Consider the following 26322-nt stretch of genomic DNA (forward strand, 5'->3'; position numbering starts at 1 on the left):
CGTCTTTGTCCGAACCCGAGCTTCGCATGAGCCACTTCAAGCACCACGTATTCTTCTGCTGCAACCAGCGCGCCGAGGGCGAACAGTGCTGTGCCGCGCTGGGCGCCGCCGCGCTGCGCGACTACGCGAAACAGCGCGTCAAGGCACTGGGCCTGTCCGGCGAGGGCAAGACCCGGGTGAACATGGCCGGCTGCCTGGACCGTTGCGGCGAAGGCCCGGTCATGGTGATCTACCCGGAGGCGGTCTGGTACACCTATGTGGACCGCGAGGACATCGACGAAATCATCGACGAGCACCTGGTACACGGCCGCGTCGTCGAACGGCTGAAAGTCTGATGAATACGCGCATCCAGTCCGAACGGACGGTGATCGCCGGCCCGGTCGGCGGCATCGAGGTGCTGGCCGAGCGACCGGACCACGCGCCGCGCGCACTGGCGCTGATCGGCCACCCGCACCCGCTGTTCGGCGGCACCATGGAAAACAAGGTGGTGGTGACCGTCGCGCGGGCGCTGCGCGAACTGGGCTGCGTCACGCTGCGTTCGCAGTTCCGCGGCGTCGGCGCGACCGAAGGCACGCACGACGAAGGCCGCGGCGAAACAGACGACCAGCTGGCGGTGATCGAACACGGCCTTAATGCATACGGCGACCTGCCGGTCATCGTCGCCGGCTTCTCCTTCGGCGCCTTCGTCGCCACCCGCGTCGCCGACCGCCTGGCCGAGAACGGCCGCCCGGTGGCCGGCATGGTGCTGGTCGGCCTGGCCGCCGGCAGCGTCGAGGGCATCCGTCACTACGAGCCAGGCCCGGTGCGCGACGACGCGCTGGTGATCCACGGCGAGCGCGACCAGGTCGTGCCGCTGGCCAATGTGCTGGCCTGGGCGGCGCCGCAGAACCTGCCGGTCGCGGTGCTCGGCGACAGCGGCCACTTCTTCCACGGCAAGCTGCACGTGCTGCGCGTGCTGATCGAACGCTGGTGGCGTGCCACCACGCCAGCCGGGCAATGACCGACGTGCTGCTGGTGCTGACCACGCTGCCGGACGCCGCGACCGCGCAAGACATCGCGCGATCGCTGGTCGAGAGCGGACACGCCGCCTGCGTCAGCATCGGTGCGCCGGTCCGGTCCATCTACACGTGGCAGGGCGCGATCGAGGAGGCGGACGAGGTGCCGCTGGCGATCAAGACCACCGTCGCCGCCTACGACGCACTCGAATCCGCGCTGCGTGCGCTGCACCCCTACGACCTGCCCGAAATCATTGCGCTGCCGGTGGACCGCGGTCTGCCGGCCTATCTGCAGTGGGTGGGCGACATGACGACCAAGCACCCGGAAAGCCGATGATCCGCATCCTCATTGCCGCGCTGGCCTGGCTGGCGCTGCTGGCCACAGCACCCGTGCGCGCCGAACCCGAACTGCTGCCGCTGGAACAGGCTTTCCGCCTGTCGGCCCAGGTGGTGGACCGCAACACCATCGAAGTGCGCTTCGACATCGCCGACGGCTATTACCTGTACCGCGACAAGCTGGGTTTCGCCGCCGAACAGGCGGCACTCGGCACGCCGGACATCCCGCCGGGCAAGATGAAGAAGGACGAAATCTTCGGCGACGTCGAGGTGCATCGCGGCCAGCTGTCGATCCGTCTGCCGCTGAGCGCCAGCGGCGAGACGGTGACACTAAAGGTGGCGTCGCAGGGCTGCGCCGACGCCGGCGTGTGCTATCCGCCGAGCGAACAGACGGTGCTGCTCGACCCGGCACAGCCCGGCGTACGCGTGTGGCCGGTCGGCCTCGATGGCGACAATGCGGGCGGCGGCCTGCTGGACCGGCTGCGCGGCCGCGCGATGAGTAGCGAAGCGTCGGCGCTGGTGGAGGCGCCGGTCGCCAGCGCCGCCCCGGCCGACGACGGCTCCCTCGCCGCCGGCCTGCTGCGCGGCGGCAATCTGTGGCTGGTCGCCGTCGCCTTCTTCGGCTTCGGCCTGGCATTGAGCTTCACGCCCTGCGTGCTGCCCATGGTGCCCATCCTGTCCGGCATCATCGTCGGCCACGGTGCGCACATCTCGCGCGGCCGTGCGCTCGCGCTGTCGCTCGCCTACGTGCTGGGCATGGCGGTGACCTACGCCGTCGCCGGCGTGGCCGCCGGGCTGTCCGGCACGCTGCTGTCGGCGGTGCTGCAGAACGCCTGGGTGCTGGGCGGCTTTGCGCTGCTGTTCGTCGTGCTCGCATTGTCGATGTTCGGCTTCTACGAACTGCAGCTGCCGACCGCGCTGCAGTCGCGCCTGTCCGACACGGCCAACCACCGGCGCGGCTCCTACGGCGGCATTGTCGCGATGGGCGCGTTGTCGGCGCTCATCGTCGGCCCCTGCGTCGCCGCGCCGCTGGCCGGCGCGCTGCTCTACATCGCGCAGACCGGCGACGCTGCGCTCGGCGGCCTGGCGCTGTTCGCGCTGGCGCTGGGCATGGGCGCCCCGCTGATCGCGGTCGGCGTGGCGTCGCGCTCGCTGCTGCCGCACACCGGCCCGTGGATGGAGGGCGTCAAGCGCTTCTTCGGCGTGCTGCTGCTGGCAACCGCGATCTGGATCGCACAGCCGGTACTGCCCGCCTTGTTGGTGATGCTGGCCTGGGCGGCGCTGCTGATCGCCAGCAGCATCTACCTGCATGCGCTCGACCCGCTGCCGGCGCACGCCAAGGGCTGGCACAAGCTGTGGAAGGGCGTTGGCGTGATCGCGCTACTGGCTGGTGCCAGCATCCTCATCGGTGCCGCGGCCGGCTCGCGCGACCCGTTGCAGCCGCTGTCGGTGCTGCGTGGCGGTGCGGCGGCGGCCGAGGCGAAACCGGTGTTCGAACCGGTGCGCAGCGTGGCTGAACTGGATGCCCGGTTGAGCGCCGCCACGCGCCCGGTCATGCTCGACTTCTACGCCGACTGGTGCGTCAGCTGCAAGGAGATGGAGCGCTTCACCTTCGCCGATCCACAGGTGACTGCACGACTGGCCGGTTTCACGCTGCTGAAGGCCGACGTGACCGCGAACGACGCCGAGCATCAGGCGCTGCTGAAGCGTTTCGGCCTGTTCGGACCGCCGGGCATCCTGTTCTTCGGCCCGGGCGGACGCGAGATCGACAGCGCGCGCACGGTCGGTTTCGTGCCGGCCGAGGCCTTCGCCGCCAGCCTCGATCGCGTAATCGCTGCCAGCAGCGCGCGCTGATCGCGTAAAATCGCGCATCTTTCCGCTGCGCACCCTTCCCCATGTTTTCCGGCATCGTGGCCGCCGTCGGCCGCATCACCCGCATTGATCCGCTCGAACAGGGCGTCCGTCTGACCGTGGACACCGCCGGTCTCGGCCTGGACGACGTCGCGCTCGGCGACTCGATCGCGCACAACGGCGTCTGCCTGACGGTGATCGGCCTCGACGGCCGCAACGCGCAGTTCGACGTATCGAAGGAAACGCTGAACTGCACCGCCGGCCTCGACGCACCCGGCGAGGTGAACCTGGAAAAGGCGCTGCGCCTGTCCGACCGGCTGGGTGGCCATCTGGTCAGCGGCCACGTCGACGGCGTAGGCACGGTGCGCAGCTTCGAACGCGTCGGCGAATCGCACGAACTGGTCATCGTCGCGCCCAAGCCGCTGGCCCGCTACATCGCGCGCAAGGGCTCGATCACGGTGCAGGGCGTCAGCCTCACCGTGAATCGCGTGGCCGACGTCGAGGATGGCTGCGAATTTTCGATCAACCTGATTCCGCACACGGTACAGGTCACCACGCTCGGCAGCCTGAAGGCAGGCAGCCGGGTCAATCTTGAAATCGACCTCATCGCCCGCTACGCGGAGCGCGTGATGGCTGCAGAGGACTGATACAGATGAGCGCACTGGCGCCGGTCAAGGACATCATCGCCGACATCAAGGCCGGCCGCATGGTCATCCTTGTTGACGAGGAAGACCGCGAAAACGAGGGCGACGTGGTGCTGGCCGCCGAATTCGTGACGCCCGAAGCGATCAATTTCATGGTGAAGCATTGCCGCGGCCTGGTCTGCCTGACGCTGACCGACGAGCGCTGCCGCCAGCTCGGGCTGGAACAGATGGTGCGCCACAACCGCACGCCGCACGGCACCGCCTTCACCGCGTCGATCGAGGCGGCCACCGGCGTGACCACCGGCATTTCGGCGCACGACCGCGCGCGCACCATCCAGGTGGCGGTGGCACGCAACGCTAAGCCGGACGACATCGTGATGCCCGGCCACATCTTCCCGCTGACCGCGCAGAAGGGCGGCGTGCTGATCCGCGCCGGTCACACCGAAGCCGGTTGTGACCTCGCCCAGCTGGCTGGCCTGGAGCCGGCGGCGGTGATCTGCGAAATCCTGAAGGACGACGGCACGATGGCGCGCCTGCCGGACCTGATCGAGTTCGCCAAGGAACACGGCCTTAAGATCGGCGCCATCCGTGACCTGATCGCCTACCGTGCCGCCACCGAGGCGCTGGTGCGCGAGGTGTCGAAGCGCGAGGTGCACAGCGCCTACGGCCAGTTCACGCTGCATGGCTTCGAGGACACCACCACCGGCGAAATCCACCTGGCGATGGTGAAGGGCGAGATCGACCCGGATACCGAAACGCTGGTGCGCGTGCATGAGCCGATTTCGGTGCTCGACTTCCTCGACGCCGACAATCCGCGCCACAGTTTCAGCATCGACCGCGCGATGCAGATCATCAACGACGCCGGCAGCGGCGTCATCGTCATGCTGCGCCGGACCGAAACCGACGCCAGCATGCGCGCGCTGCTGATCGACCCTGCCGACGCACCGGCGGCCCGCTGGGACGCCCGCACCTTCGGCGTCGGCGCGCAGATCCTGCGTACGCTGAACGTGCGCAAGATGCGGCTGCTCGCCAGCCCGCGCAAGATTCCGAGCATGGCCGGCTTCGACCTCGAACTGACCGGCTACCTGCAAGACTGAACAATTCGATCGAGATATCCATGCCCCGCTTCAACGACATCCCTGAAATCGAGGAAAACCTCGACGGCAAAGGTCTGCGCGTCGCCATCGCGATGGCCCGCTTCAATCCGGACATCGGCAACGGCCTGCTGTCGGCCTGCTGCGCCGAACTGCGCAAGCTTGGCGTGGCACCGGCCGACACGCTGATCGTCACCGTGCCCGGTGCGCTCGAACTGCCGCTGACGCTGCAGCGCCTGGCGCTGTCCGGCAAGTACGACGCACTGGTCGCGCTCGGCGCGGTCATCCGCGGTGAGACCTACCACTTCGAGATCGTGTCGAATGAAATGGCGCGCGGCGTGGCCGACATCCAGCTGAAGACCGGCGTACCGATCGCCAATGGCGTGCTGACCACCGAGGACGACGACCAGGCCATCGCCCGCATGCACGAGAAGGGCGCCGACTGCGGTCGCGCCGCGGTCGAAATGGCGCGCCTGCTCGCCAGACTGACGGATTGAACATGGACGCCAAGCCCGAAGCCCCGCGCAAATCCAGCCGCCGCCTCGCCCGTGAATATGCGGTGCAGGGCATTTACCAGTCGCTGCTGTCGGGCAACGAGGCGGCGGACATCATCGCTCACCTGAGCGAGGATCCCGGCTTCTCCAAGGTCGACCACAAGCTCTTCCGCACGCTGCTGAAAGGCGCGCTGGACAACGCAGAGGCGCTGCGCGCGCAGTTCGGAACCCACCTCGACCGCAAGGTGGAGGAGCTGTCACCGGTCGAGCACGCCATCCTGCTGGTGGCCACCTTCGAACTGGCCAACATGATCGAGACGCCCTACCGCGTCGTGATCAACGAGGCGATCGAGCTGACCAAGGAATTCGGCGGCGCCGACGGCCACAAGTTCGTCAACGGCGTGCTCGACAAGCTGGCGCCGCAGCTGCGCGCGGTCGAGGTCGAGGCCGCCCGCAACCGTCCGCGCGGCTGAGCGCCGTCCGCACGCTGCATATATATATGCACACGGCGTGCATGGCACTTCCTGCATGAGTACCGACGCCGGATGACGCCCGAGTTCGACCTGATCCGCCGCCACTTCGTGCGACCGATGCGTACCACTTCGCTCGGCCCGGGCGACGACTGCGCGCTCATCCGTCCGTCGCCCGGCCACGAACTGGCGATCACCAGCGACATGCTGGTCGCCGGCACCCACTTCCTGCCGGACACCGATCCGCGACGCCTCGGCTGGAAGGCGCTGGCGGTAAATCTGTCCGACGTCGCCGCGATGGGTGCCGTGCCGCGCTGGGTCACGCTGGCGCTGTCGCTGCCGCAGGTCGATCACGACTGGCTGGCCGCCTTCGCCGCCGGCTTCTTCGACTGTGCCGACACCTTCGGCGTAGATCTGATCGGCGGCGACACGACGCGCGGCCCGCTCAACCTGTGCGTGACCGCCTTCGGCGAGATCGCGGCTGGCCGCGCGATACGCCGCGGCGGCGCACGCGTCGGCGACGGCATCTGGGTGTCCGGCCAGCCCGGTCGCGCCGCGCTCGGCCTGGCCGACCTGCTGGGCAAGGTCCGGCTGCACGGCAGTGCACACGACGACTGCGTCGCGGCGCTGGAACAGCCGCAGCCGCGCGTCGCGCTCGGCGCCGCATTGCAGGGCCTGGCGACGGCGATGATCGATGTGTCCGACGGCTTGCTGGCCGATCTTGGCCACATCGCCCGTGCCAGCGGTCTGGGCGCCGTGGTCGACGACGCGGCGCTGCCCTGGGCGGCACTGCACGCCGCCTGCACCGACGGTGCGGCGGCGCGCGACGCGCTGCTGGCTGGCGGCGACGATTACGAACTGCTGTTCTGCGCACCACCCGAGGCCGACGACGCGCTCGCCGCGCTGTCGGCCCGGCTGGCTCTGCCCCTCACCCGCATCGGCGCGATGCAGTCCGGCGACGGCGTGCACCTGGTCGACGCCGCCGGCGCGGAACTGCCGGTCGGCAGACGCGGTTACGACCATTTCGCCTGAAATTTCGCCTGAGTCATGAAAACCAGAGCGCCCTATCCCGGACCCGGCTTCCTCGTCCACCCGGCCCACATGCTGGCCTGCGGCTTCGGCAGCGGCCTGATCCCCTTCGCCTCCGGCACCTGGGGCACGCTGGCCGCCTGGCCGCTCTACCTGCTGATCAAGCCCTCGTTTTCCGACGGCGCCTTCGCGCTGTTCCTGCTGATCGCCTTCGCGCTCGGCAGCGCCTGCTGCCAGCGCACCGGTCGCGCGCTCGGCGTGGCCGACCACGGCGCCATCGTGTGGGACGAAATCGTCGCCTTCTGGCTGGTGCTGTGGGTGACGCCGGTCGATTTCTGGTGGCAGCTGGCCGCCTTCTTCGCGTTCCGCTTCTTCGACATCTTCAAGCCGCCACCGGCGCGCTGGGTGGACGTAAACATGAAGAACGGCTTCGGCGTCATGCTGGACGACGCCATCGCCGCACTATTCGCGGCGGCGTCGATCGCGGCGCTGCACCTGCTGGTCGTGCGCTTCTTCTGATGGACGCCGATCTGCAGACCCTGTCGGTCGAGGTGGGCGCCGCATTGAAAGCGGCCGGCGCCGTGCTGGCCACCGCCGAATCGTGCACCGGCGGCTGGGTGGCGGAGATCGTCACCGCCACCGCCGGCAGTTCGGCCTGGTTCGACTGCGGTTTCGTCACCTACTCGAACGCCGCCAAGCAGCGCATGCTGGGCGTGCCCGAAGCCACGCTGAAGGCGCACGGCGCCGTCAGCGAAGCGGTGGCGCTGGCGATGGCGCGCGGCGCGCTGGCGCATTCGGACGCCACGGTCGCACTGTCGATCACCGGCATCGCCGGCCCCGGCGGCGCGGTACCGGGCAAGCCGGTGGGCACCGTCTGCTTCGGCTGGTCGCTGGCCGACGGCCGCAGCCGCAGCGAAACCCTGCATTTCGACGGCGACCGCGAAGCGGTCCGCCGTCAATCCGCATGTCATACACTGGCCGTGCTCCTGGCTTTGCTGGGAGGCACGCCAAAAGACCCTGTGGCAAGAACTGTGCCATAATCGACCGCATACCCAGGAAAGGATTCAGCATGGACGACAGCAAGGCCAAGGCGCTCGCCGCAGCGCTCGCGCAGATCGAGAAGCAGTTCGGCAAGGGCTCGATCATGCGCATGAGCGACGGCCAGCTCGAAAACGACATCCAGGCGGTTTCGACCGGTTCGCTCGGGCTGGACATCGCCCTCGGCATCGGCGGCCTGCCGCGCGGCCGCGTGGTCGAGATCTACGGCCCGGAATCGTCCGGCAAGACCACGCTGACGCTGCAGGTGATCGCCGAAATGCAGAAGCTCGGCGGCACCGCGGCCTTCATCGACGCCGAACACGCTCTCGACGTGCAGTACGCCGGCAAGCTGGGCGTGCGCATCGACGACCTGCTCATTTCGCAGCCGGACACCGGCGAACAGGCGCTGGAAATCGCCGACATGCTGGTGCGCTCGGGCGGCGTGGACATCATCGTCATCGACTCGGTCGCCGCACTGACGCCGAAGGCCGAAATCGAAGGCGAGATGGGTGATTCGCTGCCCGGCCTGCAGGCCCGCCTGATGAGTCAGGCGCTGCGCAAGCTGACCGCCAACATCAAGCGCACGAACACGCTGGTCATCTTCATCAACCAGATCCGGATGAAGATCGGCGTCATGTTCGGCAACCCGGAAACCACCACCGGCGGCAACGCGCTGAAGTTCTACGCCTCGGTCCGCCTGGACATCCGCCGCACCGGCGCGATCAAGAAGGGCGAAGAGGTGGTCGGCTCGGAAACCCGCGTCAAGGTCGTCAAGAACAAGGTGGCGCCGCCGTTCAAGCAGGCCGAGTTCGACATCCTGTACGGCGAGGGCATCTCGCGCGAAGGCGAAATCATCGAACTGGGCGTGCTGCACAAGTTCGTCGAGAAATCCGGCGCCTGGTATTCCTACAGCGGCGACCGCATCGGCCAGGGCAAGGACAATGTGCGCGAATTCCTGCGCGCCAATCCGGCGATGGCCCGCGAGATCGAGAACAAGGTGCGCGTTGCCTGCGGCATGCCCGAACTGGCAGTGATCGCGCCGGACAGCAAGGCGGACGCCGCGTGAACGCCGCGCTGCGCGAGAAGGCTTTGCGCCTGCTCGCGCGGCGCGACCACAGCCGGGCGGAACTGGCGCGTAAGTTGCGCGAGGACGGCGACGAGGACGAGATCGCCGCCCTGCTCGTCCGTTTCGAGGAATGCGGACTGCTGTCCGATAGCCGTTTCGCCGGACAGTTCGTATCGTCCCGCGCGGCGCGCTTCGGCACCCGCCGGCTGCAGTACGACCTGAAGCAGCGCGGCGTGGCCGATGCCGACGTGGCGGATGCGCTGGCCACCGTCGGCGACGACGAAACCGCCCGCGCCCGCGCGGTGTGGGCACGCAAGTTCGACGCCCGGCCGTCGGATGCCAAAAGCTGGGCGAAACAGGCAAGATTTCTGCAATCCCGCGGCTTTTCCGCCGATAGCATTCACAAGGTATTGCGCGAACAACCCGAACAAGATGAGTGAAACCCGGTCCGCCAGCCGGCTCAAGGTCGAGCGGCTGCGCAAAAAGTACAAATCGCGCCCGGTGGTGAAGGACGTGTCCTTCGAGGTCGGCAGTGGCGAGGTAATCGGTCTGCTGGGCCCGAACGGCGCCGGCAAGACCACCTGTTTCTACATGATCGTCGGTCTGGTCAGCGCCGACGGCGGCGAAATCCACCTCGACGGCGAACGCCTAACGCATCTGCCCATCCACCGGCGGGCGCACGAAGGGTTGTCCTACCTGCCGCAGGAAAATTCGGTGTTCCGCAAGCTGGACGTCGAGGAGAACATCCTCGCCATCCTCGAGCTGAACGAGAAGGACGCGACCCGGCGTGCCGCCCGGCTGGACGAACTGCTGGAGGAGCTGGGCATCGGCCACCTGCGCAAGAGCCCGGCCGCGGCGCTGTCCGGCGGCGAGCGCCGCCGCGTCGAAATCGCCCGCGCGCTGGCCACCTCGCCACGCTTCATCCTGCTCGACGAACCGTTCGCCGGCGTGGACCCGATCGCCGTCATCGACATCCAGAAAACCATCCGTTTCCTGAAGGAGCGCGGCATCGGCGTACTGATCACCGATCACAATGTGCGCGAGACGCTGGGCATCTGCGATCGCGCCTACATCATCAACGCCGGTGAGGTACTGGCGAGCGGCCGGCCGGAAGAAATCGTGTATAACGAGAGCGTCAGGAAGGTCTATCTCGGCGAACACTTCCGCCTCTAGACCGCCGAAATTTGCACACCATGAAGCAGTCGCTGCAACTCAAACTTTCCCAGCATCTTGCGCTCACGCCGCAACTGCAGCAGTCCATCCGGCTGCTGCAGCTGTCGACCATCGAGTTCAACCAGGAGATCGAACGCTTCCTGGACGAGAACCCGATGCTCGAGCGCGACGACAGCGAGCCGGTCGCGAATTACCAGCCGCCGCAGGACAGCATGGGTGAGACGCGTGAAAGCACGCCGCAGGAGAGTGCGGACGCCCAGCAGGAAGAGCAGCGCGCCCAGGAAAGCGCCAGCAGCGCCGACATGGACGACTGGTCCGGCGAAAGCGGCAGCTACGGCTCGCGCAGTGGCGGCGACGACGAGGACGGCGACTATCAGGACGTGCAGGCCGCCGGCACCTCGCTGCGCGACCACCTGTGCGGCCAGCTCGCGCTGTCGCAGATGAGCGAGCGCGACCGCTACCTGATCCGCCTGCTGATCGAGGCGCTGGACGACGACGGCTACCTGAACCAGGAGCTGACCGAACTGGTCGAGCTGCTGCCGGAAGAGGCCGACATCGATCTCGACGACCTGTCGATCGCGCTGCGCCAGCTGCAGAACTTCGACCCGGTCGGCGTCGGCGCGCGCGATCCGCGCGAATGCCTGCTGCTTCAGCTCAACGCGTTGCCGACAGACGAGGTGTCGCGGCTTGCGCGCATCATCATCGACCAGCACATCGACCTGCTGGCCGCGCGCGATTTCGCCAAGATCCGTCGCGCCGTCGGCTGCGACGAGGAACTGCTGCGTGCCGCCCAGACCCTGATCCGCTCGCTGAACCCGCGCCCGGGCGCGCAGTTCGCACCGATCGACGCGCGCTACATCGTGCCCGACGTGGTGGTGCGCAAGGTGCGCGGCCAATGGACGGCCCTGCTCAACCCGGACGCGATGCCGCGCCTGCGCATCAACCGGCTGTACGCGGAAATCCTGCAGGGTCAGCGCGGCAGCGGGCTGTCCGGCCAGCTGCAGGAAGCCAAGTGGCTGATCAAGAACGTGCAGCAGCGCTTCGACACCATCCTGCGCGTGTCGCAGGCCATCGTCGAGCGGCAGCGCCAGTTCTTCGAGTTCGGCGAGGTGGCGATGCGGCCGCTGACGCTGCGCGAGATCGCCGAAACGCTCGAATTGCACGAATCCACCATTTCGCGTGTCACCTCGCAGAAGTACATGGCGACGACGCGCGGACTGTTCGAACTGAAGTATTTCTTCGGCAGCCATGTGGCGACCGAAAGTGGCGGGGCCTGTTCGGCCACCGCGATCCGCGCGCTCATCCGCCAGTTGGTGGGCGCCGAGGATGCAAAGCGTCCGCTGTCGGACTCGCGCATCGCGGAAATACTGGGCCAGCAGGGCATCGTCGTTGCGCGGCGCACCATCGCCAAGTACCGCGAGTCCCTGAACATCCCGCCGGTCAGCGTGCGCAAGGCGATCTGAGACCGATCACATCGACCGACCCGATCGCCACGCATTTTTCGTCCCGTAACGAAAGGAGGCAGCATGAACCTCACCATCACCGGCCATCACCTCGAAGTCACCCCGGCCATCCGCGAATACGTCGAAACGAAACTCGACCGCGTGATCCGCCATTTCGACCACGTGACCAGCGTTTCCGTCATCCTGTCGGTGGAAAAGCTGCGACAGAAGGCGGAAGTCACGCTGCATGTCCGCGGCAAGGACATCTTCGTGGAAGCCGAAAGCGAGGACATGTACGCGACGCTCGACAACCTGATCGACAAGCTCGATCGCCAGGTACTGAAGCACAAGGAGAAGTCCGGCGAACACACCCGTGAGGCACTGAAGCACCAGGCGGCAGAATGAAACGATTGCCCGCTGCCAGGGGCGTATAATCCGCGGCCTTGTTGCAGTGCAATCAACTTTTCCGGCGCGGCGACCGTTAACCTCGGTACCGCGCCCGCCGCGTGTTCGGAGTAGCCCCTGACATGACGCTTATCGCAAAGCTGTTGCCCGTTTCGAACATCTGCCTCGGCCTCGACGCCAGCAGCAAGAAGCGTGTGTTCGAACAAGCCGGCCTGCTTTTCGAAAACAACCAGGGCATCGCCCGCAGCCAGGTCTTCGACAGCCTGTTCGCGCGCGAAAAGCTCGGTTCGACCGGCCTCGGCCAGGGTGTGGCCATTCCGCATGGCCGCATCAAGGGACTGAAGGAAGCCATCGGCGGCTTCGTGCGACTGGAAAACCCGGTCGCTTTCGATGCGCCGGACGGCCGTCCGGTCAATCTCCTGTTCGTGCTGCTGGTCCCGGAGCAGGCGACCGAACTGCATCTGCAGATCCTGTCCGAGCTGGCACAGATGTTTGCCGACAAGGCATTCCGCGAACAGCTGATGCAGGCCGCCGACGTACCCGCCATCCATACCCTGTTCACAGCCTGGCAGCCCGCGCATGCGGAAACTCAGCGTCGCGCGGCTGTTTGAGGACAATCGCGACCGGCTGCGCCTGCAATGGCAGTGCGGCAGCGGTGAAACGCTGATCGTCGCCGACCAGATCGGTCTGTCACCGGCCGACCTGGTCGGACACCTGAACACCATCCACACCCGGCGCATACAGGTTGTCGGCGTGCCGGAAATCCTGTGGGCGGAGAGCGTATCGACGCGCAAGGTCGAGGACATCGTCGATACCCTGCTCGACGCCCGCCCGCCCGCCTTCATCGTCGCCGACGGTGCCGATCCGCCGCCCGCCATCCGCAGCGGCTGTGCCAGTCGCGGCATCCCGCTGATGACCACGCAACGCAGCGCCGCATCGGTCATCGACCAGCTGCGCGCCTATCTCGCGCGCGAGCTGGCGGACCAGACCACGCTGCACGGCGTGTCGATGGACGTGCTGGGCATGGGTGTGCTGATCACCGGTGACTCCGGCGTCGGCAAGAGCGAACTGGCGCTGGAACTGATTTCGCGCGGCCACGGCCTGGTGGCCGACGATTGCGTCGACATTTCGCGCATCGCGCCCAATGTGCTCGAAGGACGCTGCCCGGAACTGCTGAAGGACTTCCTCGAAGTGCGCGGGCTGGGCGTACTGAACATCCGCACCGTATTCGGCGAAACCGCCTGTCGGCGCAAGATGAAGCTGCAACTGGTCGTACATCTGCAGAAGCAGGTGACCGGCCTGCCCGAAGCCACGCGCATGCCGCTGGACAACGAGGTGATGGACATCCTCGGCGTGAAGATACGCAAGGTGGTCATTCCGGTCGCCGCTGGCCGCAACCTGGCGGTGCTGGTCGAGGCCGCCGTGCGCACCACGATACTGAGTTTCCGCGGCATCGATTCGACGCTCGAATTCGTCGAACGCCAGCGCCGCGCCCTGGGTGGGGAGGACGGCTGACCCGGCGACTGTACATGACGATGACATATGCATAACATGCACGACGGCAGCTCGCCCGGGCTGCCGTCGGTATTGTCATTTCATGCTGCACAGCCAGGAGCTCAGTCATGCCGAATACCCGCCGTACGCTCAGCTGCACACTCGTCAGCATCACCCTGCTCGCCACCTTCCCGCATGCCGCCGTCGCCGGACCGCAACAGGACAGGATGCGGGCCTGCAACAAGGAGGCGAAGGAAAAGTCGCTGAAGGGCGACGAGCGCAAGTCCTTCATGAGCAGCTGCCTGTCGTCCGGCAAGAGCGAGGCGACACGGACTGCAGATGCATCCGACGATGCTGCGGCGCGCAAGAAACAGTGTCGCGCCGAAGCCAGCGCCAAATCGCTGAAGGGAGACGAGCGCAAGACCTTCATCAGCGAGTGCTCGAAGACCTGAACCCGGCAGCATCGGCCCGCCCTTGGTGGCGGGTCGCACCTGCTTTCGTGCGCTATGCAACAAGACGTCCCCGAAAGGCGCCCGGGGCCTGCCGGACAGGCAAAAGCCTTTTGGTATAGTCGATCGTCTTCGAACGTCGGAGCTGCCCGATGTTGCCCGACCGATTCCTGCGCCCCGCACTGCTCGCCACCGTCCTCGCCATCGTGGCCCCCGGCGCCCTTGCCTTCAGCTTCTCCGAGGACGCGAAGAAGGACGCCGCCGCGGCAGAGGAAAGCCGGGCCGCCGCTGCCGCGCACGTGCTGTCGCTGCCGCCGGCCTGCCTCGACGAACTGCGGCGCCGGAAGATCATGATCGTGATGGGCGAGCGGACCGGCGAAGGGGTCACTGCCGAGCAGGCCCGTTTCAGCCCGCACTTCAACTCGATCAACAAACGCCTGCTCAAGCACGGCATCCGCACCTATTCCCAGCAGGAAATCCGCGCGCAGATCGCGCAGGCCGAGGTCGACGCCTATTTCCGCAACGACCCGGACGCGGCGCTGGCCGCGTCGAAGAAGATGGGCGCGCAGCTGGTGATGCGCGGCACCATCGACTCCCGTTCGGCGATCAATCCGGTGCTGCGCATTCCTGAGGTCTATGTTTCGATTGCGTACGTACTGATGACCCCCGGCGGAAAGATGATTTCCGAGGCGAGCGCGAAAGCCGAATCGTATTCCGGCAGCGACACGCTCGGCATGGCCGGCACGCTGATCGAAGAGCAGGCCGACGCCGTCGTCAGCACACTGCTCGGCGGCTACTGCGCGGCCAATCCGCCCGCAGGCGGCAAGAAGAAAAGCAAATAGGCACCGCGCGGCCCGACCGCGCGGACACATAACGGGGCGCAGGCGTCCCAGCAATCTTCAGAGAAAGGGACCTCCATGAACTTCACCTTGCATCGCGCACTGAAATCCGCGGCATTCGCCGCCGCCGTCGGCAGCCTGCTGCCGCTCGCGTACGCCCAGCCCACTTTCGAAAGCGCTTCGCCGACCGCCGGCGACAGCGTGTCGCAGAAGGCCAACGAAAGCGCCGACAAGGCGATGTACAAGGCCGTCGAATACAGCAACAAGAACAAGCCGGGCCCCGCGGTCGTTGTCGTGCCGGGCGAGATCAAGAGCAACAACGCCACGTTCACGCAGAAGTTCGCCTCGAACAACATCGCCGATTTCGGCGAACTGGAACTGTCGCAGGCCAACTTCAAGGTGCTCGAACGTTCGGACATGGGTCCGCTGCTGAACGAGTTCCAGCTCGCCTACTCGATGGGCGACCCCGGCTCGGCGCGCAAGATGCTGCAGAAGGGCAAGTTCAAGACGACCAAGTACGTGGTCAAGTTCGACATCCTGAAGGCGGAGCAGGTGGCCGCCGCGAAGGAAGGCGTCAGCGGCCGCACGCTCGGCAACATCATCGGCATCCTCGGCGGCAGCCGCGGCAGCTACGCCGCCGGCGAAGCGGTCGGCTCGGTCGAGACCGGTGCCGCCGCCGGCGTCTGGATCATTGGCATGCGCTACAAGATCATGGACGCCAACACCACCGAGCAGCTGGCGCAGGGCTATACCGAAGAGAAGATGGAAGTGGGCGCCAAGGGCAGTTCCATCCTCGGCGTGTCCAGCAGCCAGGAAGGCGGCATCACGCTCGACGGCATGGTGCAGCGTCTGGTGCAGAAGTCGGTCTGGGAAATCGACGCCAAGTACAAGTAATTCCCCGCCAACGCTGCCGGAGCACGCCTCGTGAGCATTCCTGCCAGACTGGGCAAGTACGACATCCTGCGCGAACTGGGCCAGGGCGCGATGGGCATCGTCTATGAGGGGCGTGACCCGGTGATCGATCGCCGGGTCGCCATCAAGACGCTCAAGCGCGAACAGCTGGAACGCAGCGAGGCGGACGAGGTGATCGCCCGCTTCAAGCGCGAGGCACAGGCGGCAGGCCGGCTCAACCACCCGAACGTGGTGGCCATCTACGAGTATGGCGAGGAAGCGGGCGGTACCGCCTTCATCGCGATGGAATTCGTGCAGGGACGCGAACTGAAGGACGCCTTCGACTCCGACGAGCGCATCCCGCTCCAGATGGTCGGCCGCGTGATGGACCAGCTGCTCGACGCGCTGGAGCACGCCCACCGCAATGGCGTCACCCACCGCGACATCAAGCCCGCCAACATCATCCTGCTCGCCGACGGAACGGTGAAGGTGGCCGATTTCGGCGTTGCTCGCATCGAATCGTCGAACCTGACCCAGGCCGGCACCGTGATGGGCACGCCGTCCTACATGTCGCCCGAACAGTTCATGGGACAGACCGTGGACGGGCGCAGCGACCTGTTCTCGGCCGGCGTCGTGCTGTACCAGCTGCTGACCGGCGAGAAGCCCTTCACCGGCGCGCTCACCACCATCATGCACAAGGTGCTGAAGGAAGACCCGCCCTGGCCGTCGGTGCTGAACGTCCATGTGTCGCCTCGCATCGACGCGGTGGTCAAGCGGGCGATGGCCAAACGGCCGGAGGACCGCTTCCAGAGCGCCGCCGAATTCCGCCGCGCACTCGACGCGGCGCTGTCGGCGCCGGTTGCCGACGACGACGCCACCGTCATGAGCCTGGACGACGGCGACGCCACCGTGCTGTCGGCGACGCCGGACGCGACATTGCAGACCGCCCGCATGCCGGCGCCGCCAGCGGTCGAGCCCGCGCCGCCACCTCAGCCCATGGCGGCCCCGGCACCGGCACGCACGACAGCCGAAACGCCATCCGCAACCACGCCGCCAGTCGCGGCAAAGCGCAATCCGATGCTCATCGCCGCCGGCGTAGCCGCACTGCTGATTGCCGGCGGTGCCTGGACCTACCTCGGTGGCGGCTCCGAGCCGACCCCGTCCGCACCCGCGCCGCTCGCAGCCGACACGGCCCCCGTCGCCGTAGCGCCACCGCCGCCGGCACCGGCGGCAGCGCTGGATCCGGGTGTCGCCATCATCAGCGCCATCGGACTGGCCGATCCCGGCGACCCCAGGCTGGCCAATGATCGCAACGCGCTGAACCAGGCCATGCGCGACGACGCGCGCCGCCAGATACTGGAAAAAGCGGTTGCGTTGTTCGTCGACCCGAAGTCGGTCAATGCGCACTACGACGTGCTGCAGTCGCGCCTGCTCGACCGCAGCGGCGACTTCATACAGGCGGTGCTGGAAGAAGGTCCGGCGCAGCTGGGCAAGGACGGTCTGATGTCCGGCGAAGTGCGCGCCGCGGTGCGCGTACGCCAGGTGCAGAAGTCGCTGAACCAGATGTCGCAGGAGGAACGGGTCGATTTCATCCGCAACAACGGCGACCCGAAGATCGCAGTCGCCGTGTCCTCGCTTTGGCCCGACGGCGATCCGACCGCCCCCCCGCTGCGTTCGCAACTGGCCGAGAACACATTGAAGCAGCACATCCAGGGCTTCGGCTTCCGCACCTGGAACGACGAGGCGGGCACCGGCCAGAACGCCGACTTCGCGATCGACGGCGAAGTGCGCTTCAAGCGGCTGAGCGTCAGGCTGGCGGCGTCGGGTCTGGTGATCGACAAGGTCGTGCTGACCTCATGGACGGTGCGCTGCACCGACCGCAAGTCCGGTGAAGAGGTCTATCTGAACACCGAGGTGCCGGAAGGCACCAGCTGGACGTCCGAAGAGAAGGCGCTGGCCGACATCGGCAAGCGCGTCGGCGAGCAGTTCAGCCGCGAGTTCTTCCTCAGCCATTTCCATTTCACCGCCCGCAAGGTGGCGCTGCAACTTACCGGCCTGCCGGGCGAGGAAGTCGCCGGCTCGCTGCTGCGCGAAATCGCGTCGCTGCGTGCGGTGCTGGCAACCGAAGTGAAGTCGCTGGGCAGCGAGCGTGCGGAGTTCGTGGTCGACATGTCGGGCGGCCTCGCCGACGCCAGCCAGAACGTGCAGGCCGGCATTCTGATGCCGCTGTCGCGCAAGCTGGGCCGCAACTGCCTCAGCGTCGCGTCGAGCACGCCCGACGCCGTGACGCTCAGTTTCGACCCGGCCTGCGCCGCGCCGGACATGGTGGCGAAGCTGCAGACCCTGCCACCGGCCGGACTGATGGAAGCCGCGCCGTCGCGGCGTGAAGCGGTCGTGCACAGTCCCGAACTGCGCAAGCGCATCAGCATCTGACCGCCGCGGGCCGCCGTGCCAGCCGGCGGCCACCGCGGAACCACGCTTCAGGTACCAGTAAGGACTACGCCCCTCAGTCCAGCACTTCGAAGCTCATCAGGTCTATGCCCTGCTCGAGCGCGCTGTGGCCGAAGCCGATGGTGCCCTGGCCGCGCAGGATGATCTCTTCACGCTTGAGCACCACCTCGTTCTCGCCCTCGATGCGCAGGAAGGTGCCGTTGGTGCTCTGGTCGACCAGCACGAACTTGTCGCGCCGGCGCTCGATGCGCGCGTGATTGCGCGACGCGCGCTGGTCCTTGATCACCACCTCGTTGCTCATGTCGCGACCCAGGGTGAGCGGGCCGTGCGCGTTGTCCACCGTCAGTTCGGTATCGCGGTAGCGCACCAGCAGCCGCGCCACGTGATAGCTGGCGACAATGCTCGACGCCTTCATCGTCAGGTCGGCGCCCTCCTGCCACAGCACTTCGCAGACGCGCACATCCTCGGCCTTGCCCTTCACCGTCAGTGCGTCGATCTCGCGTACTTCCGGCCCCATCGACAGCGTCACCGCGGCCAGCGTTTCGGCGGTGGTGATAATCTGCCCGGCCTTGGCCAGGCCCGCCATGCGCGCCGCCGTGTTGACGGTGTCGCCGAACACGTCGTCGTTCTCCTCGATCGCCGGTCCGAAGTGGAAGCCAACACGGATCGCCAGCTTGACGCCCGACACCGGCGGCAGATCGGTCACCCGATGCTGCATCTCACAGGCGGCCTGTATGCCCGCGTCGGCATTGGGGAAGGTGGTCATCACCTCGTCGCCTATGGTCTTGATCACCTTGCCGCCATGCCCGTCGACCACGCGCCGCATGCGATTGAGGCAGCGTTCCACGGCGCGCAGCGCTTCGGCGTCACCCAGCTTCTCGTAGAGCCGGGTGCTGCCGGAGACGTCGGCGAACAGCACGCACACAGATTTAGGTTGGGAACTCATGGCAGGCCGGGTGGCATAGGGCTTCAACGTCAGGGCCCGAGGTCAGTGCTGCAACGTCAGGCATTTACGTCATTTTACAATTACCGACGATATACGTGCGACGCCGCGCCGGCAATCCGACGAAGGTCTGACGGATGCGTCACAGGTGCACGCTGCGCCCGCCATCGACGGCGATGATCTGACCGGTGATGTAGGGTGCGTCCTCGATCAGGAAGCGTACCGTACGTGCGATGTCCTGTGGGTCGCCTTCTCGCTGCAACAGGGTATGCCGCACGATGCGGGCGCGTTCTTCCGGATCGAACAGGTCGTTCTCCGGCCACTGGATGGGCCCCGGCGCCACGCCATTTACGCGCACCCGTGGAGCGAGGTCGATGGCCAGCGCCCGGGTCAGCGTCGCCAGCGCGCCTTTCGACGCGCTGTACAGCGCGTAGCCGGGCAGCGGTCGGTCGGCGTGGATGTCGGCAATATTGACGATGCAGCCGCCTGTATCGCGCAGCGCCGGCGCCGCCGCCTGCGACAGGAAGAGCGGCGCGCGGAAGTTGCTGCCGGTCAGGTCGTCCCAGTCGCGCTGCGTGATGGTGCCGATCGGCGTCGGGTAGAAGGACGAGGCGTTGTTGATCAGCGCGTCCAGCCGCCCGAACTTCGCCAGCGTCTTGTCGACCAGTTCGGGCAGACGGGCGGTGTCCAGCAGGTCGGCCGACAGGCAGCAGGCGCTTTTCGCGCGGCGCGCATTGAACTCGTCGAGCAGTAGCAGTGCCTCTTCCGCCGACTGCCGGTAGTGGATGGCCACCCGCCAGCCAGCGTCGTGCAGCGTGCGCGCCATCTGCGCGCCAAGGCGCCGCGCCGCGCCGGTGATCAGTGCAACCTTGCCGTTTTCCATCGCTTCCCTGTCCACCTGTTTGTCTGTCGCGACGCGATGTCGCATTATCGCGGACCCCGCGACCGGACACCCGTGCCATGTCACTGCCCCAGCCCGATTCAGACGCCGTCGAGCACAGCCAGCGCCTGCTCGGACAGATCCGCGACGAGATCGCCCGCACCGGCTGGATGCCGTTCAGCCGCTACATGGAGAGCGCGCTGTACGCGCCGGGGCTCGGCTATTACAGCGGCGCGCTGCAAAAGTTCGGCCACGACGGCGATTTCGTCACCGCGCCGGAGCTGACGCCGCTGTTCGGCCGCAGCCTCGCCCGCCAGCTGGCGGAACTGATGGCGCTGAGCGCGCCCCACCTGATCGAGGCGGGCGCCGGCAGCGGTCGCCTGGCCGCCGATCTGCTGGCCGAACTCGACCGCCTGGGCGCCGCACCGCAGAGCTATCGCATCCTCGAACTGTCGGCCGATCTGCGCGCCCGCCAGCAGGCGCTGATCGCTGCCGAACTGCCGCATCTGAGCGCACGCGTAAGCTGGCTGGACAGTCTGCCGGACGCGTTTGACGGCGTCGTGATCGGCAACGAGGTGCTCGACGCGATGCCGGTCGAGCGCCTGCGCAACGCGGCCGGCCGCATCGAACAGGCGGGCCTGGCGCTCGACCCGTCCGGGCAGCCGGCGCTGGACTGGCGCCCCGCGCCCGCCGCGCTGGCCGACGAAGCACGCGCGCTCGGATTCACCGACGGCTACGACAGCGAGATCAACTTCGCCGCCCGTGCATGGGTGGCCGAGTGGGCGCGACGCATCGGCCGCGGCGCGCTGCTGCTGATCGACTACGGCTTCCCGCAGGCCGAGTACTACCATCCGGACCGGCGCAGCGGCACGCTGATGTGCCACTACCGCCACCACGCGCACACCGACCCACTGTGGATGCCGGGCCTGAACGACCTGACCGCGCACGTCGATTTCACCGCCATCGCCCAGGCCGCCTTCGACGCCGGTATGTCGCTGGCCGGCTACACCAGCCAGGCGAACTTCCTGCTGAATTGCGGCGTGCTCGAACTGCTGGACCGCGACGCCGACGCGCTGAGCCGGGCGAAGCAGAATGCCGCCTTGAATCAACTCACCTCGCCAGCCGAAATGGGCGAGTTGTTCAAGGTGATCTGCATGACCCGCGACATCGATGCGCCGCTGACCGGCTTCCTGCGCGGCGACCGCAGCCACACGCTTTAGGGTCGCCCGCTCAGAAACCGATCTTCTTCTGCCGCGTCGCACGTCCCGCTTCGAGGTCGGCCGGCAGCAGGTGGTCGCGGTGCGCCAGCTTGGCGTTGCCGAACGCGGCCAGCAGCACCTTGCGCATGTCGCGCGGCGGCACGCCGGCCAGGCGGTCGATCACGTCTTCCGGCGCCTCCGGCGCGAAGCCCCAGTCGTGCGCGGCCACCAGTTCCTCGTAAAGCGTGCGCGCGATGATGCAGGCCTGATCGTGATCCGGCCGCGGCACCGTGTACACATTCATCCGGCTCAGGATGGGTTCGGGAATCGAACGCTCGTCGTTGGCGGTGGACACCCACATGATGTGGCTGGCATCGATGTCGACCTCGACGAATTCGTCCTTGAACTGGCGTGCCGTGTCCTGTTCGAGCAGGCCGTACAGCGCGCCCATCGGGTCGTAGCGCGCGTCGCCGCCGGCCTTGTCGACCTCGTCCAGCACCACCAGCGGATTGGCGTAGTCGCCGCACACCAGCGCCTGCGCCACCTTGCCCGGCTTGGCGTGCGACCACTGCGACGAAGCGCCACTCAGGATCCAGCCGGCGGTCAGCGAGGACATCGACACGAATTCGAAGCCGGTGCCCAGCACATTGGCCAGCTGGCGCGCAAAGTGGGTCTTGCCGATGCCCGGCTCGCCGAGCAGCAGGATAGGCGTGAAATTCATCGGTTCGTTGCCGGCCACCGCCAGCGCCAGATAGCGCTTCAGGTCGTCGAGCACCGGCGTGAAGTTGGGGCAGCGGGCATACAGCGGATCGAGGCCGTCGAAGGAGGACGGCTTGACCACGTAGCGCACGCCGCCCAGCGTCTTCATCTTTCCGTAGAAGGCGGTCAGCGCCTCGTTGCGCGCCCCGCTGCCGGACTCCATTGCCCGGTCCACATCACCCACGTCGTAGATTTCGCGACATTCCGCCAGGGGAATCCGAATATCCGCCCCGTCCATGATGGCTCGCCTCCTGCTGTCCGACACCTGATTCAACGTCTCGTCCGACCGGAAACTGAACGGCCGGCACACCCCCGACTGAAACGAAGCATCATCCGCGCCATCTCACATCGGTGACGGCACGATGAGCTTGGCCAGCGTCGGGAAACGGCTGGGCTGGCCGAGCAGCAGTCGCACCAGCTCGTCCAGCCATTCGCTGCCGCGGTCTTCGGCCGGCGGCACGTAATCGACCAGGCCGAAGCGTTCGACGTTCTGCAGCGTCACGCGCAGCGTGAGCGTCCGGTAGTCGGCATTCAGCTCGACCCGGCCGCGCACCTCGGGCGCGACGTCGAAAATCTGCGCGCGCAGCCGGTTCAGTTCGTCGCGCGCCGGCTGTTCCTCGAAGCGCAGGCCGTGCTCGCGCAGCGCCAGACGCAGCGCATCGGCCGCCAGCGGATCGCGCTCGCAGCGCAGCACCGCCTGGCCGCGCAGCAGCCAGGACAAGGACACGCGCACCAGTTGGTCGGGCGCTTCAGCGCCGCGGTTGCGGGTGTTTACATCCGACGCCTGCCAGGCCAGGCCGCGCAGCACGCCAAGTCCGAGCAGCGGGTAGTCGCGCGCCACCTGCGGCTTGATCACGTTGAGCTGGGCGCTCAACTGGGTGAAGTAGTCGCGCACCAGCAACAGGCGGTTCGACAACGCCTGTTCCGCGTCGGTGCGGACCGCACGCTCGCCACGCTGCATCTGCGTCGTGTGCGCACGGATGCGCTGCGCCTCGCCGGCGAGATCAGCCAGCAGCGAAGACGCCGCGGCCGGCGGATCGGCGGGCGATTGTGCTGCGCGTTGCACGGCTGGCGCCGGTGTCGGAGGCGCTTGCAGCGGCGCCGGCACTTCGTGCAGCGTCGGGAAGGCAACGGCAGGCGGCGCCTGTTCGCGCAGCGGTCGCTGCGCGGAGGCGGACGCCGCCTGCCCGATCGACGGTTGCGGCGCGCCGCGCGCGGCGAAGGCGTCGATGTCGGCCGCCAGTTCGGCCAGCACGTCCTCGACCGGCGCCTTCGGTCTGCCCGACTGCCCGCGACGCAGGATGGGCGCCGGCCCGGCATCGACCGGCAGTACATCGGGCAGCGGGTCTGCATCGCGTGCGACCGGGGTGGGCTGTGCGCCGCGCAGCGCTTCCGCCAGCGCCGAGGCGTCGGCATAGCGCTCGATCGGTGACTTCGCCAGCGCCTTCATCACGACCATGTCCAGATCCGGCGGCACATCGGGATCGATCGCACTGGGCGTCGGCGTCGGCGCGTAGGCGATGTTCTCCAGCACGGTGGACAAGGATCCGGTCAGCGGCGAGCCGAAAGGCGGGCGGCCAGCCAGCATTTCGAACAGGATGGCGCCGAGCGAGAACACATCGGAACGGGCATCCGGCGGCAGTCCCTGCACCTGTTCCGGCGACAGGTACTGCGGCATCGCCGGCAGCGCATCCGGCGACTGCGCCGGCAGAGCGAAATCGGTGACGAACACGCGTCCGTCGCCATCCACAAGAATGTTCGACGCCTTCAGTCCGCCATGCACGACGCCGGCTGCATGCGCATATGCCAATGCATCGGCCGCCTGACTGCCGATGCTGCGCACCCAGTCGAAGGCCATGCGCGGCAGCGCGTCGAGCAACTGACGCAGCGAGCGTGCGTCCAGCCGCTCGAGCGCCGCCCAGGGCTGCCCGTCGTCGGCCACGCCCTGTTCGATGATGCGGACGATGCCCGGGTGATGCAGCGAGGAGGAGGCAAGCAGGCTTTCGCCCAGCTTGCGCACGTAGTGCGCCGGATCAGCGGCGAGATCGGTACGGAAGGTCTTGATTGCCAGCAATCGGCCGCTGCCGGCCTCGGTGGCTTCGAATACGGCGCCACGCTCGCCGCGACCGATTTCGCGGCCGAGCACGTAACGCCCCAGCTTGCGCACGGCATCGCTCATGCGGACCGCTCCGCAGGGCGGAGGCCGCGGCGCGCGGCAGGCATCGGACGGGAAACTGAAACAGGGGTGCAGGCCATGAGCGCGATATTACCTGCGCCGGCTGCGCAATATGCAGGATCGGAATGCGGACCGACGTATCGGCGCGAACGAAGACACATGCCCGCGGGCACGTGTCTCACGCCTCATCCGGTCAGACCCGCTTATTCCTGGCTGCGGTAGATGTCGCGCAGAAAGGCGTCGGGGTCGGCCACCGCACTGCGCTGGCGTACCGCCTGCACACGACGGCCGGCCGCGGCAGCTTCGAGCTGCGGCAACCAGCCCGCGTTGAGCACTTCGTCTCCGTAGTCCTGGGCGCGGCCCAGCGACTTCCCGGTCATGAAATCGAACAGATCCATCTTTCTCTTCCCGTACCCGACACCATGGCTAACGGCGGACAGCACTGCCGGCTTGAATCGTCCGAAGGGTCGATGCGAACACGCAGCGAAACTTCACAAATCCATGCTGCAGCACCTGCGTTCGCGGCTTCCTGAAAAGCTCGTGACGAGCTTTTGTCAGCCGTCTTGCTGGACTACTCTGGAGAGGTCTGACCTCCTCCCCGCACACATGTTTCATCACGGCATCGCGCTACTGATCGCACTGTTTGCTTACGGCACCGTTACAGCCGGCGACGGTCCGCTGGCGAACCAGGCCGCGATCGACGCCGCACGTGCGCGCTGGGAAGGATCGCCGCAAGCCGGCTGGCTCGCGCGCATCCTGCCGCCCTCGCTCGACGCCGCCTCGCTGCCGGAACCCGGATCGCGCGGCGCCGCGTTGCTGGCGCGCTACTGTGTTCAGTGCCACCACGTTCCGAATCCGGCCATGCATCACCCGGACAAGTGGCCGAAGATCGTCGACCGCATGGTGGTGCGCATGCGCGGACACGGAAACCGTGGGGCGCTGATGAAGGACATGATGGGCGGCGTCAAGGCGCCGGACGAGGAAGAAGTACACATGCTGATCGGCTACCTGCGACGTAATGCACAGAAGCCGATCGATGCAGAGCGCTATCCCGACCTCGATACGCACGGTCGCAGCTTCCGCGACGCCTGCGACCAGTGCCATGTGCTGCCGGAACCGTCGAGCCGCACGGCCGGCGAGTGGCGGCGCGTGGTCGCGCGGATGGAGAGGAATATGGCGTGGATGAACCGCGTGGTCGGCTCACGGGCGATGCCGGGCGAACCGCAGCTGCGCCTGCCCGACATCCTGGCCTATCTGCAGCGGCACGCCGCACCGGGGCGCCGGGGTTCGTGACCGCGGGCGTTCGGTCCGCCGCGTGACGGACCGAATGTCAGCCGGTCAGGCGCCGGCGTTGCAGCCCTGGGCCTCCGGCTGCACCGCCGACAGGGCGCCGGGCAGCCAGTCGAGCATGCATTGCGCCACCTTGCGCCAATCGGCCTCCAGCATCATGCCGTGCCCCATGCCCGGGAACACGTGAGCCGGCACACCAAGCGCGCGCGAGGTCATTTCGGTCAGCGCCGGCGGGATGATGGGATCGCACTCGGCGCCCAGCACCAGCATCGGCGGACGATGCATGCGCGCCGGCTGCGGCAGGTTGAACAGCGTCATGTCCCAGATCACCCGCGCCGACTCAGGCTGCACGCGGCTGGCCATCTGCTGCAGGCGCTCCATCGACACCGGCTGCGCAAACAGGGCCTCGCGCAATGCTTCAAGCGAGGTCGCGCCGCCGGCCAGCAGGCTGTTCAGCTCCGACATCAGATCCGGCTTGCGCATGACCAGGCCGACCGCCGACGCCCACAGTCCCTGCGGCGGCACCGACGCCATCAGCACGGCAGCGGGCACCTGTCTCATCTCGAGACACTTCTGTACCACCATGCCGCCCATCGAATGCCCGATCAGCACCGGCGGTGTGTCGAACTGGTCCAGCACTTCGAGCACGTCGCGCACGTAATCGTCGAGACTGATCAGGTCGAGGTACTCGCGGCCCGGGCTGCCGCCATGACCGGACAGCGACAGCGCGTGCGCCTCGTAGCCGGCTTCGGCAAAACAGGGCAGGAAGTGTTCGTCCCAGCACCAGGCGGCCGTATAGGCGCCATGCACGAACAGCAGCGGCACTGGCCGCGACCTGACGTGAGGCGTGCGGGTAATGATTTCCAGTGGTCCGTGACGCTTCATCATTGTTATGCGCTCCTGCAGGTTCCCGA

At 67.3% G+C, this 26322-nt stretch carries 30 protein-coding genes; 24 read left to right on the forward strand and 6 right to left on the reverse strand.

The genetic code is table 11. The features are described 5' to 3' along the window. Positions 1-26 precede the first annotated feature (26 nt). From WJU27_RS13765 to WJU27_RS13870, 22 genes are all read left to right on the forward strand, one after another. A complete protein-coding gene (locus tag WJU27_RS13765) occupies positions 27-335 on the forward strand; it encodes a (2Fe-2S) ferredoxin domain-containing protein (RefSeq protein ID WP_019915560.1) in 309 nt (102 codons plus the stop codon). Then, positions 335-1000 carry an alpha/beta hydrolase gene (locus WJU27_RS13770; RefSeq protein WP_020163189.1) on the forward strand — a complete coding sequence of 222 codons (666 nt, stop codon included), beginning with the start codon at positions 335-337 and terminating at the stop codon, positions 998-1000. Before WJU27_RS13765 ends, WJU27_RS13770 begins: the two co-directional genes overlap by 1 nt. Continuing rightward, positions 997-1332, forward strand: coding sequence for a divalent-cation tolerance protein CutA (gene cutA, locus WJU27_RS13775; RefSeq protein ID WP_341422474.1), 336 nt, complete (start codon positions 997-999; stop codon positions 1330-1332). The genes WJU27_RS13770 and cutA overlap by 4 nt, the downstream gene beginning before the upstream one ends. Continuing rightward, a complete protein-coding gene (gene dsbD, locus WJU27_RS13780; RefSeq protein WP_341422475.1) occupies positions 1329-3185 on the forward strand; it encodes a protein-disulfide reductase DsbD in 1857 nt (618 codons plus the stop codon). The genes cutA and dsbD overlap by 4 nt, the downstream gene beginning before the upstream one ends. Before the next feature lie 41 nt (positions 3186-3226). Continuing rightward, the gene (locus WJU27_RS13785) at positions 3227-3829 is read left to right on the forward strand and encodes a riboflavin synthase (RefSeq protein ID WP_341422476.1); all 603 of its coding nucleotides are present in this window, start codon (positions 3227-3229) and stop codon (positions 3827-3829) included. Positions 3830-3834: 5 nt separating this feature from the next. Beyond that, the gene (gene ribBA / locus WJU27_RS13790; protein ID WP_341422477.1) at positions 3835-4923 is read left to right on the forward strand and encodes a bifunctional 3,4-dihydroxy-2-butanone-4-phosphate synthase/GTP cyclohydrolase II; all 1089 of its coding nucleotides are present in this window, start codon (positions 3835-3837) and stop codon (positions 4921-4923) included. A 20-nt stretch (positions 4924-4943) separates the two neighbouring features. Continuing rightward, on the forward strand, positions 4944-5417 hold the full coding sequence (gene ribH / locus WJU27_RS13795; RefSeq protein ID WP_020163184.1) for a 6,7-dimethyl-8-ribityllumazine synthase: 474 nt from the start codon (positions 4944-4946) through the stop codon (positions 5415-5417). A gap of 2 nt (positions 5418-5419) precedes the next feature. Then, the gene (nusB, locus tag WJU27_RS13800) at positions 5420-5887 is read left to right on the forward strand and encodes a transcription antitermination factor NusB (protein WP_341422478.1); all 468 of its coding nucleotides are present in this window, start codon (positions 5420-5422) and stop codon (positions 5885-5887) included. A 72-nt stretch (positions 5888-5959) separates the two neighbouring features. Beyond that, a complete protein-coding gene (thiL, locus tag WJU27_RS13805; protein WP_341422479.1) occupies positions 5960-6916 on the forward strand; it encodes a thiamine-phosphate kinase in 957 nt (318 codons plus the stop codon). Positions 6917-6985: 69 nt separating this feature from the next. Beyond that, on the forward strand, positions 6986-7432 hold the full coding sequence (locus WJU27_RS13810) for a phosphatidylglycerophosphatase A family protein (RefSeq protein WP_296810046.1): 447 nt from the start codon (positions 6986-6988) through the stop codon (positions 7430-7432). Beyond that, positions 7432-7953 carry a CinA family protein gene (locus WJU27_RS13815; protein WP_341422480.1) on the forward strand — a complete coding sequence of 174 codons (522 nt, stop codon included), beginning with the start codon at positions 7432-7434 and terminating at the stop codon, positions 7951-7953. Before WJU27_RS13810 ends, WJU27_RS13815 begins: the two co-directional genes overlap by 1 nt. A gap of 29 nt (positions 7954-7982) precedes the next feature. Beyond that, complete coding sequence (gene recA / locus WJU27_RS13820) at positions 7983-9017, forward strand: recombinase RecA (protein ID WP_019915573.1); 1035 nt, start codon at positions 7983-7985, stop codon at positions 9015-9017. Beyond that, positions 9014-9457 (forward strand): recombination regulator RecX, encoded by a 444-nt coding sequence (recX, locus tag WJU27_RS13825; RefSeq protein WP_341422481.1) that lies wholly within the window; start codon positions 9014-9016, stop codon positions 9455-9457. The genes recA and recX overlap by 4 nt, the downstream gene beginning before the upstream one ends. Continuing rightward, complete coding sequence (lptB, locus tag WJU27_RS13830; protein ID WP_341422482.1) at positions 9450-10190, forward strand: LPS export ABC transporter ATP-binding protein; 741 nt, start codon at positions 9450-9452, stop codon at positions 10188-10190. Before recX ends, lptB begins: the two co-directional genes overlap by 8 nt. Before the next feature lie 20 nt (positions 10191-10210). Then, positions 10211-11653, forward strand: coding sequence for an RNA polymerase factor sigma-54 (locus tag WJU27_RS13835; RefSeq protein WP_304013448.1), 1443 nt, complete (start codon positions 10211-10213; stop codon positions 11651-11653). Between the two features lie 63 nt (positions 11654-11716). Continuing rightward, complete coding sequence (gene hpf, locus WJU27_RS13840; protein WP_019915577.1) at positions 11717-12037, forward strand: ribosome hibernation-promoting factor, HPF/YfiA family; 321 nt, start codon at positions 11717-11719, stop codon at positions 12035-12037. A gap of 122 nt (positions 12038-12159) precedes the next feature. Beyond that, positions 12160-12648, forward strand: coding sequence for a PTS IIA-like nitrogen regulatory protein PtsN (ptsN, locus tag WJU27_RS13845; protein ID WP_020163176.1), 489 nt, complete (start codon positions 12160-12162; stop codon positions 12646-12648). Beyond that, positions 12617-13552, forward strand: coding sequence for an HPr(Ser) kinase/phosphatase (gene hprK, locus WJU27_RS13850; RefSeq protein ID WP_020163175.1), 936 nt, complete (start codon positions 12617-12619; stop codon positions 13550-13552). Before ptsN ends, hprK begins: the two co-directional genes overlap by 32 nt. 107 nt (positions 13553-13659) lie before the next feature. After that, on the forward strand, positions 13660-13983 hold the full coding sequence (locus tag WJU27_RS13855; RefSeq protein ID WP_020163174.1) for a PsiF family protein: 324 nt from the start codon (positions 13660-13662) through the stop codon (positions 13981-13983). A 149-nt stretch (positions 13984-14132) separates the two neighbouring features. Next, complete coding sequence (locus WJU27_RS13860; RefSeq protein WP_020163173.1) at positions 14133-14822, forward strand: hypothetical protein; 690 nt, start codon at positions 14133-14135, stop codon at positions 14820-14822. Positions 14823-14897: 75 nt separating this feature from the next. Continuing rightward, positions 14898-15713 (forward strand): hypothetical protein, encoded by an 816-nt coding sequence (locus WJU27_RS13865; protein WP_296808294.1) that lies wholly within the window; start codon positions 14898-14900, stop codon positions 15711-15713. A gap of 30 nt (positions 15714-15743) precedes the next feature. Beyond that, the gene (locus WJU27_RS13870) at positions 15744-18143 is read left to right on the forward strand and encodes a serine/threonine-protein kinase (RefSeq protein WP_341422484.1); all 2400 of its coding nucleotides are present in this window, start codon (positions 15744-15746) and stop codon (positions 18141-18143) included. Positions 18144-18216: 73 nt separating this feature from the next. Here WJU27_RS13870 and WJU27_RS13875 read toward each other — a convergent pair whose 3' ends face one another. Both WJU27_RS13875 and WJU27_RS13880 read right to left on the reverse strand, forming a co-directional pair. Then, the gene (locus tag WJU27_RS13875; protein WP_232415943.1) at positions 18217-19107 is read right to left on the reverse strand and encodes an adenylate/guanylate cyclase domain-containing protein; all 891 of its coding nucleotides are present in this window, start codon (positions 19105-19107) and stop codon (positions 18217-18219) included. Positions 19108-19246: 139 nt separating this feature from the next. Beyond that, positions 19247-19987, reverse strand: a complete 741-nt coding sequence (locus WJU27_RS13880) for a pteridine reductase (protein ID WP_341422486.1) — start codon at positions 19985-19987, stop codon at positions 19247-19249. 77 nt (positions 19988-20064) lie between these two features. Here WJU27_RS13880 and WJU27_RS13885 point away from each other — a divergent pair, with 77 nt between their 5' ends. Continuing rightward, entirely contained in the window at positions 20065-21204 is a 1140-nt protein-coding gene (locus tag WJU27_RS13885) for a class I SAM-dependent methyltransferase (protein WP_341422487.1), read from the forward strand. Positions 21205-21214: 10 nt separating this feature from the next. On the opposite strand, the gene WJU27_RS13890 is transcribed toward WJU27_RS13885, so the two are convergent. From WJU27_RS13890 to WJU27_RS13900, 3 genes are all read right to left on the reverse strand, one after another. After that, a complete protein-coding gene (locus tag WJU27_RS13890) occupies positions 21215-22105 on the reverse strand; it encodes an AAA family ATPase (protein WP_341422488.1) in 891 nt (296 codons plus the stop codon). A 180-nt stretch (positions 22106-22285) separates the two neighbouring features. Next, positions 22286-24121, reverse strand: coding sequence for a serine/threonine protein kinase (locus WJU27_RS13895; protein ID WP_341422489.1), 1836 nt, complete (start codon positions 24119-24121; stop codon positions 22286-22288). A gap of 200 nt (positions 24122-24321) precedes the next feature. Next, positions 24322-24516, reverse strand: coding sequence for a hypothetical protein (locus WJU27_RS13900; protein WP_304000592.1), 195 nt, complete (start codon positions 24514-24516; stop codon positions 24322-24324). Positions 24517-24724: 208 nt separating this feature from the next. On the opposite strand from WJU27_RS13900, the gene WJU27_RS13905 reads away from it, so the two are divergent. Then, positions 24725-25411: a hypothetical protein gene (locus tag WJU27_RS13905; protein WP_341422490.1), complete on the forward strand. Its 687-nt coding sequence runs from the start codon at positions 24725-24727 to the stop codon at positions 25409-25411. A gap of 45 nt (positions 25412-25456) precedes the next feature. Here the strand turns inward: WJU27_RS13905 and WJU27_RS13910 are convergent, their stop codons facing one another. Beyond that, a complete protein-coding gene (locus WJU27_RS13910; RefSeq protein ID WP_341422491.1) occupies positions 25457-26296 on the reverse strand; it encodes an alpha/beta hydrolase in 840 nt (279 codons plus the stop codon). Positions 26297-26322: the final 26 nt, after the last annotated feature.

Origin of the sequence: Methyloversatilis sp. NSM2 (genome assembly GCF_038066675.1) — a bacterium.
GTDB lineage: Bacteria > Pseudomonadota > Gammaproteobacteria > Burkholderiales > Rhodocyclaceae > Methyloversatilis > Methyloversatilis discipulorum_A.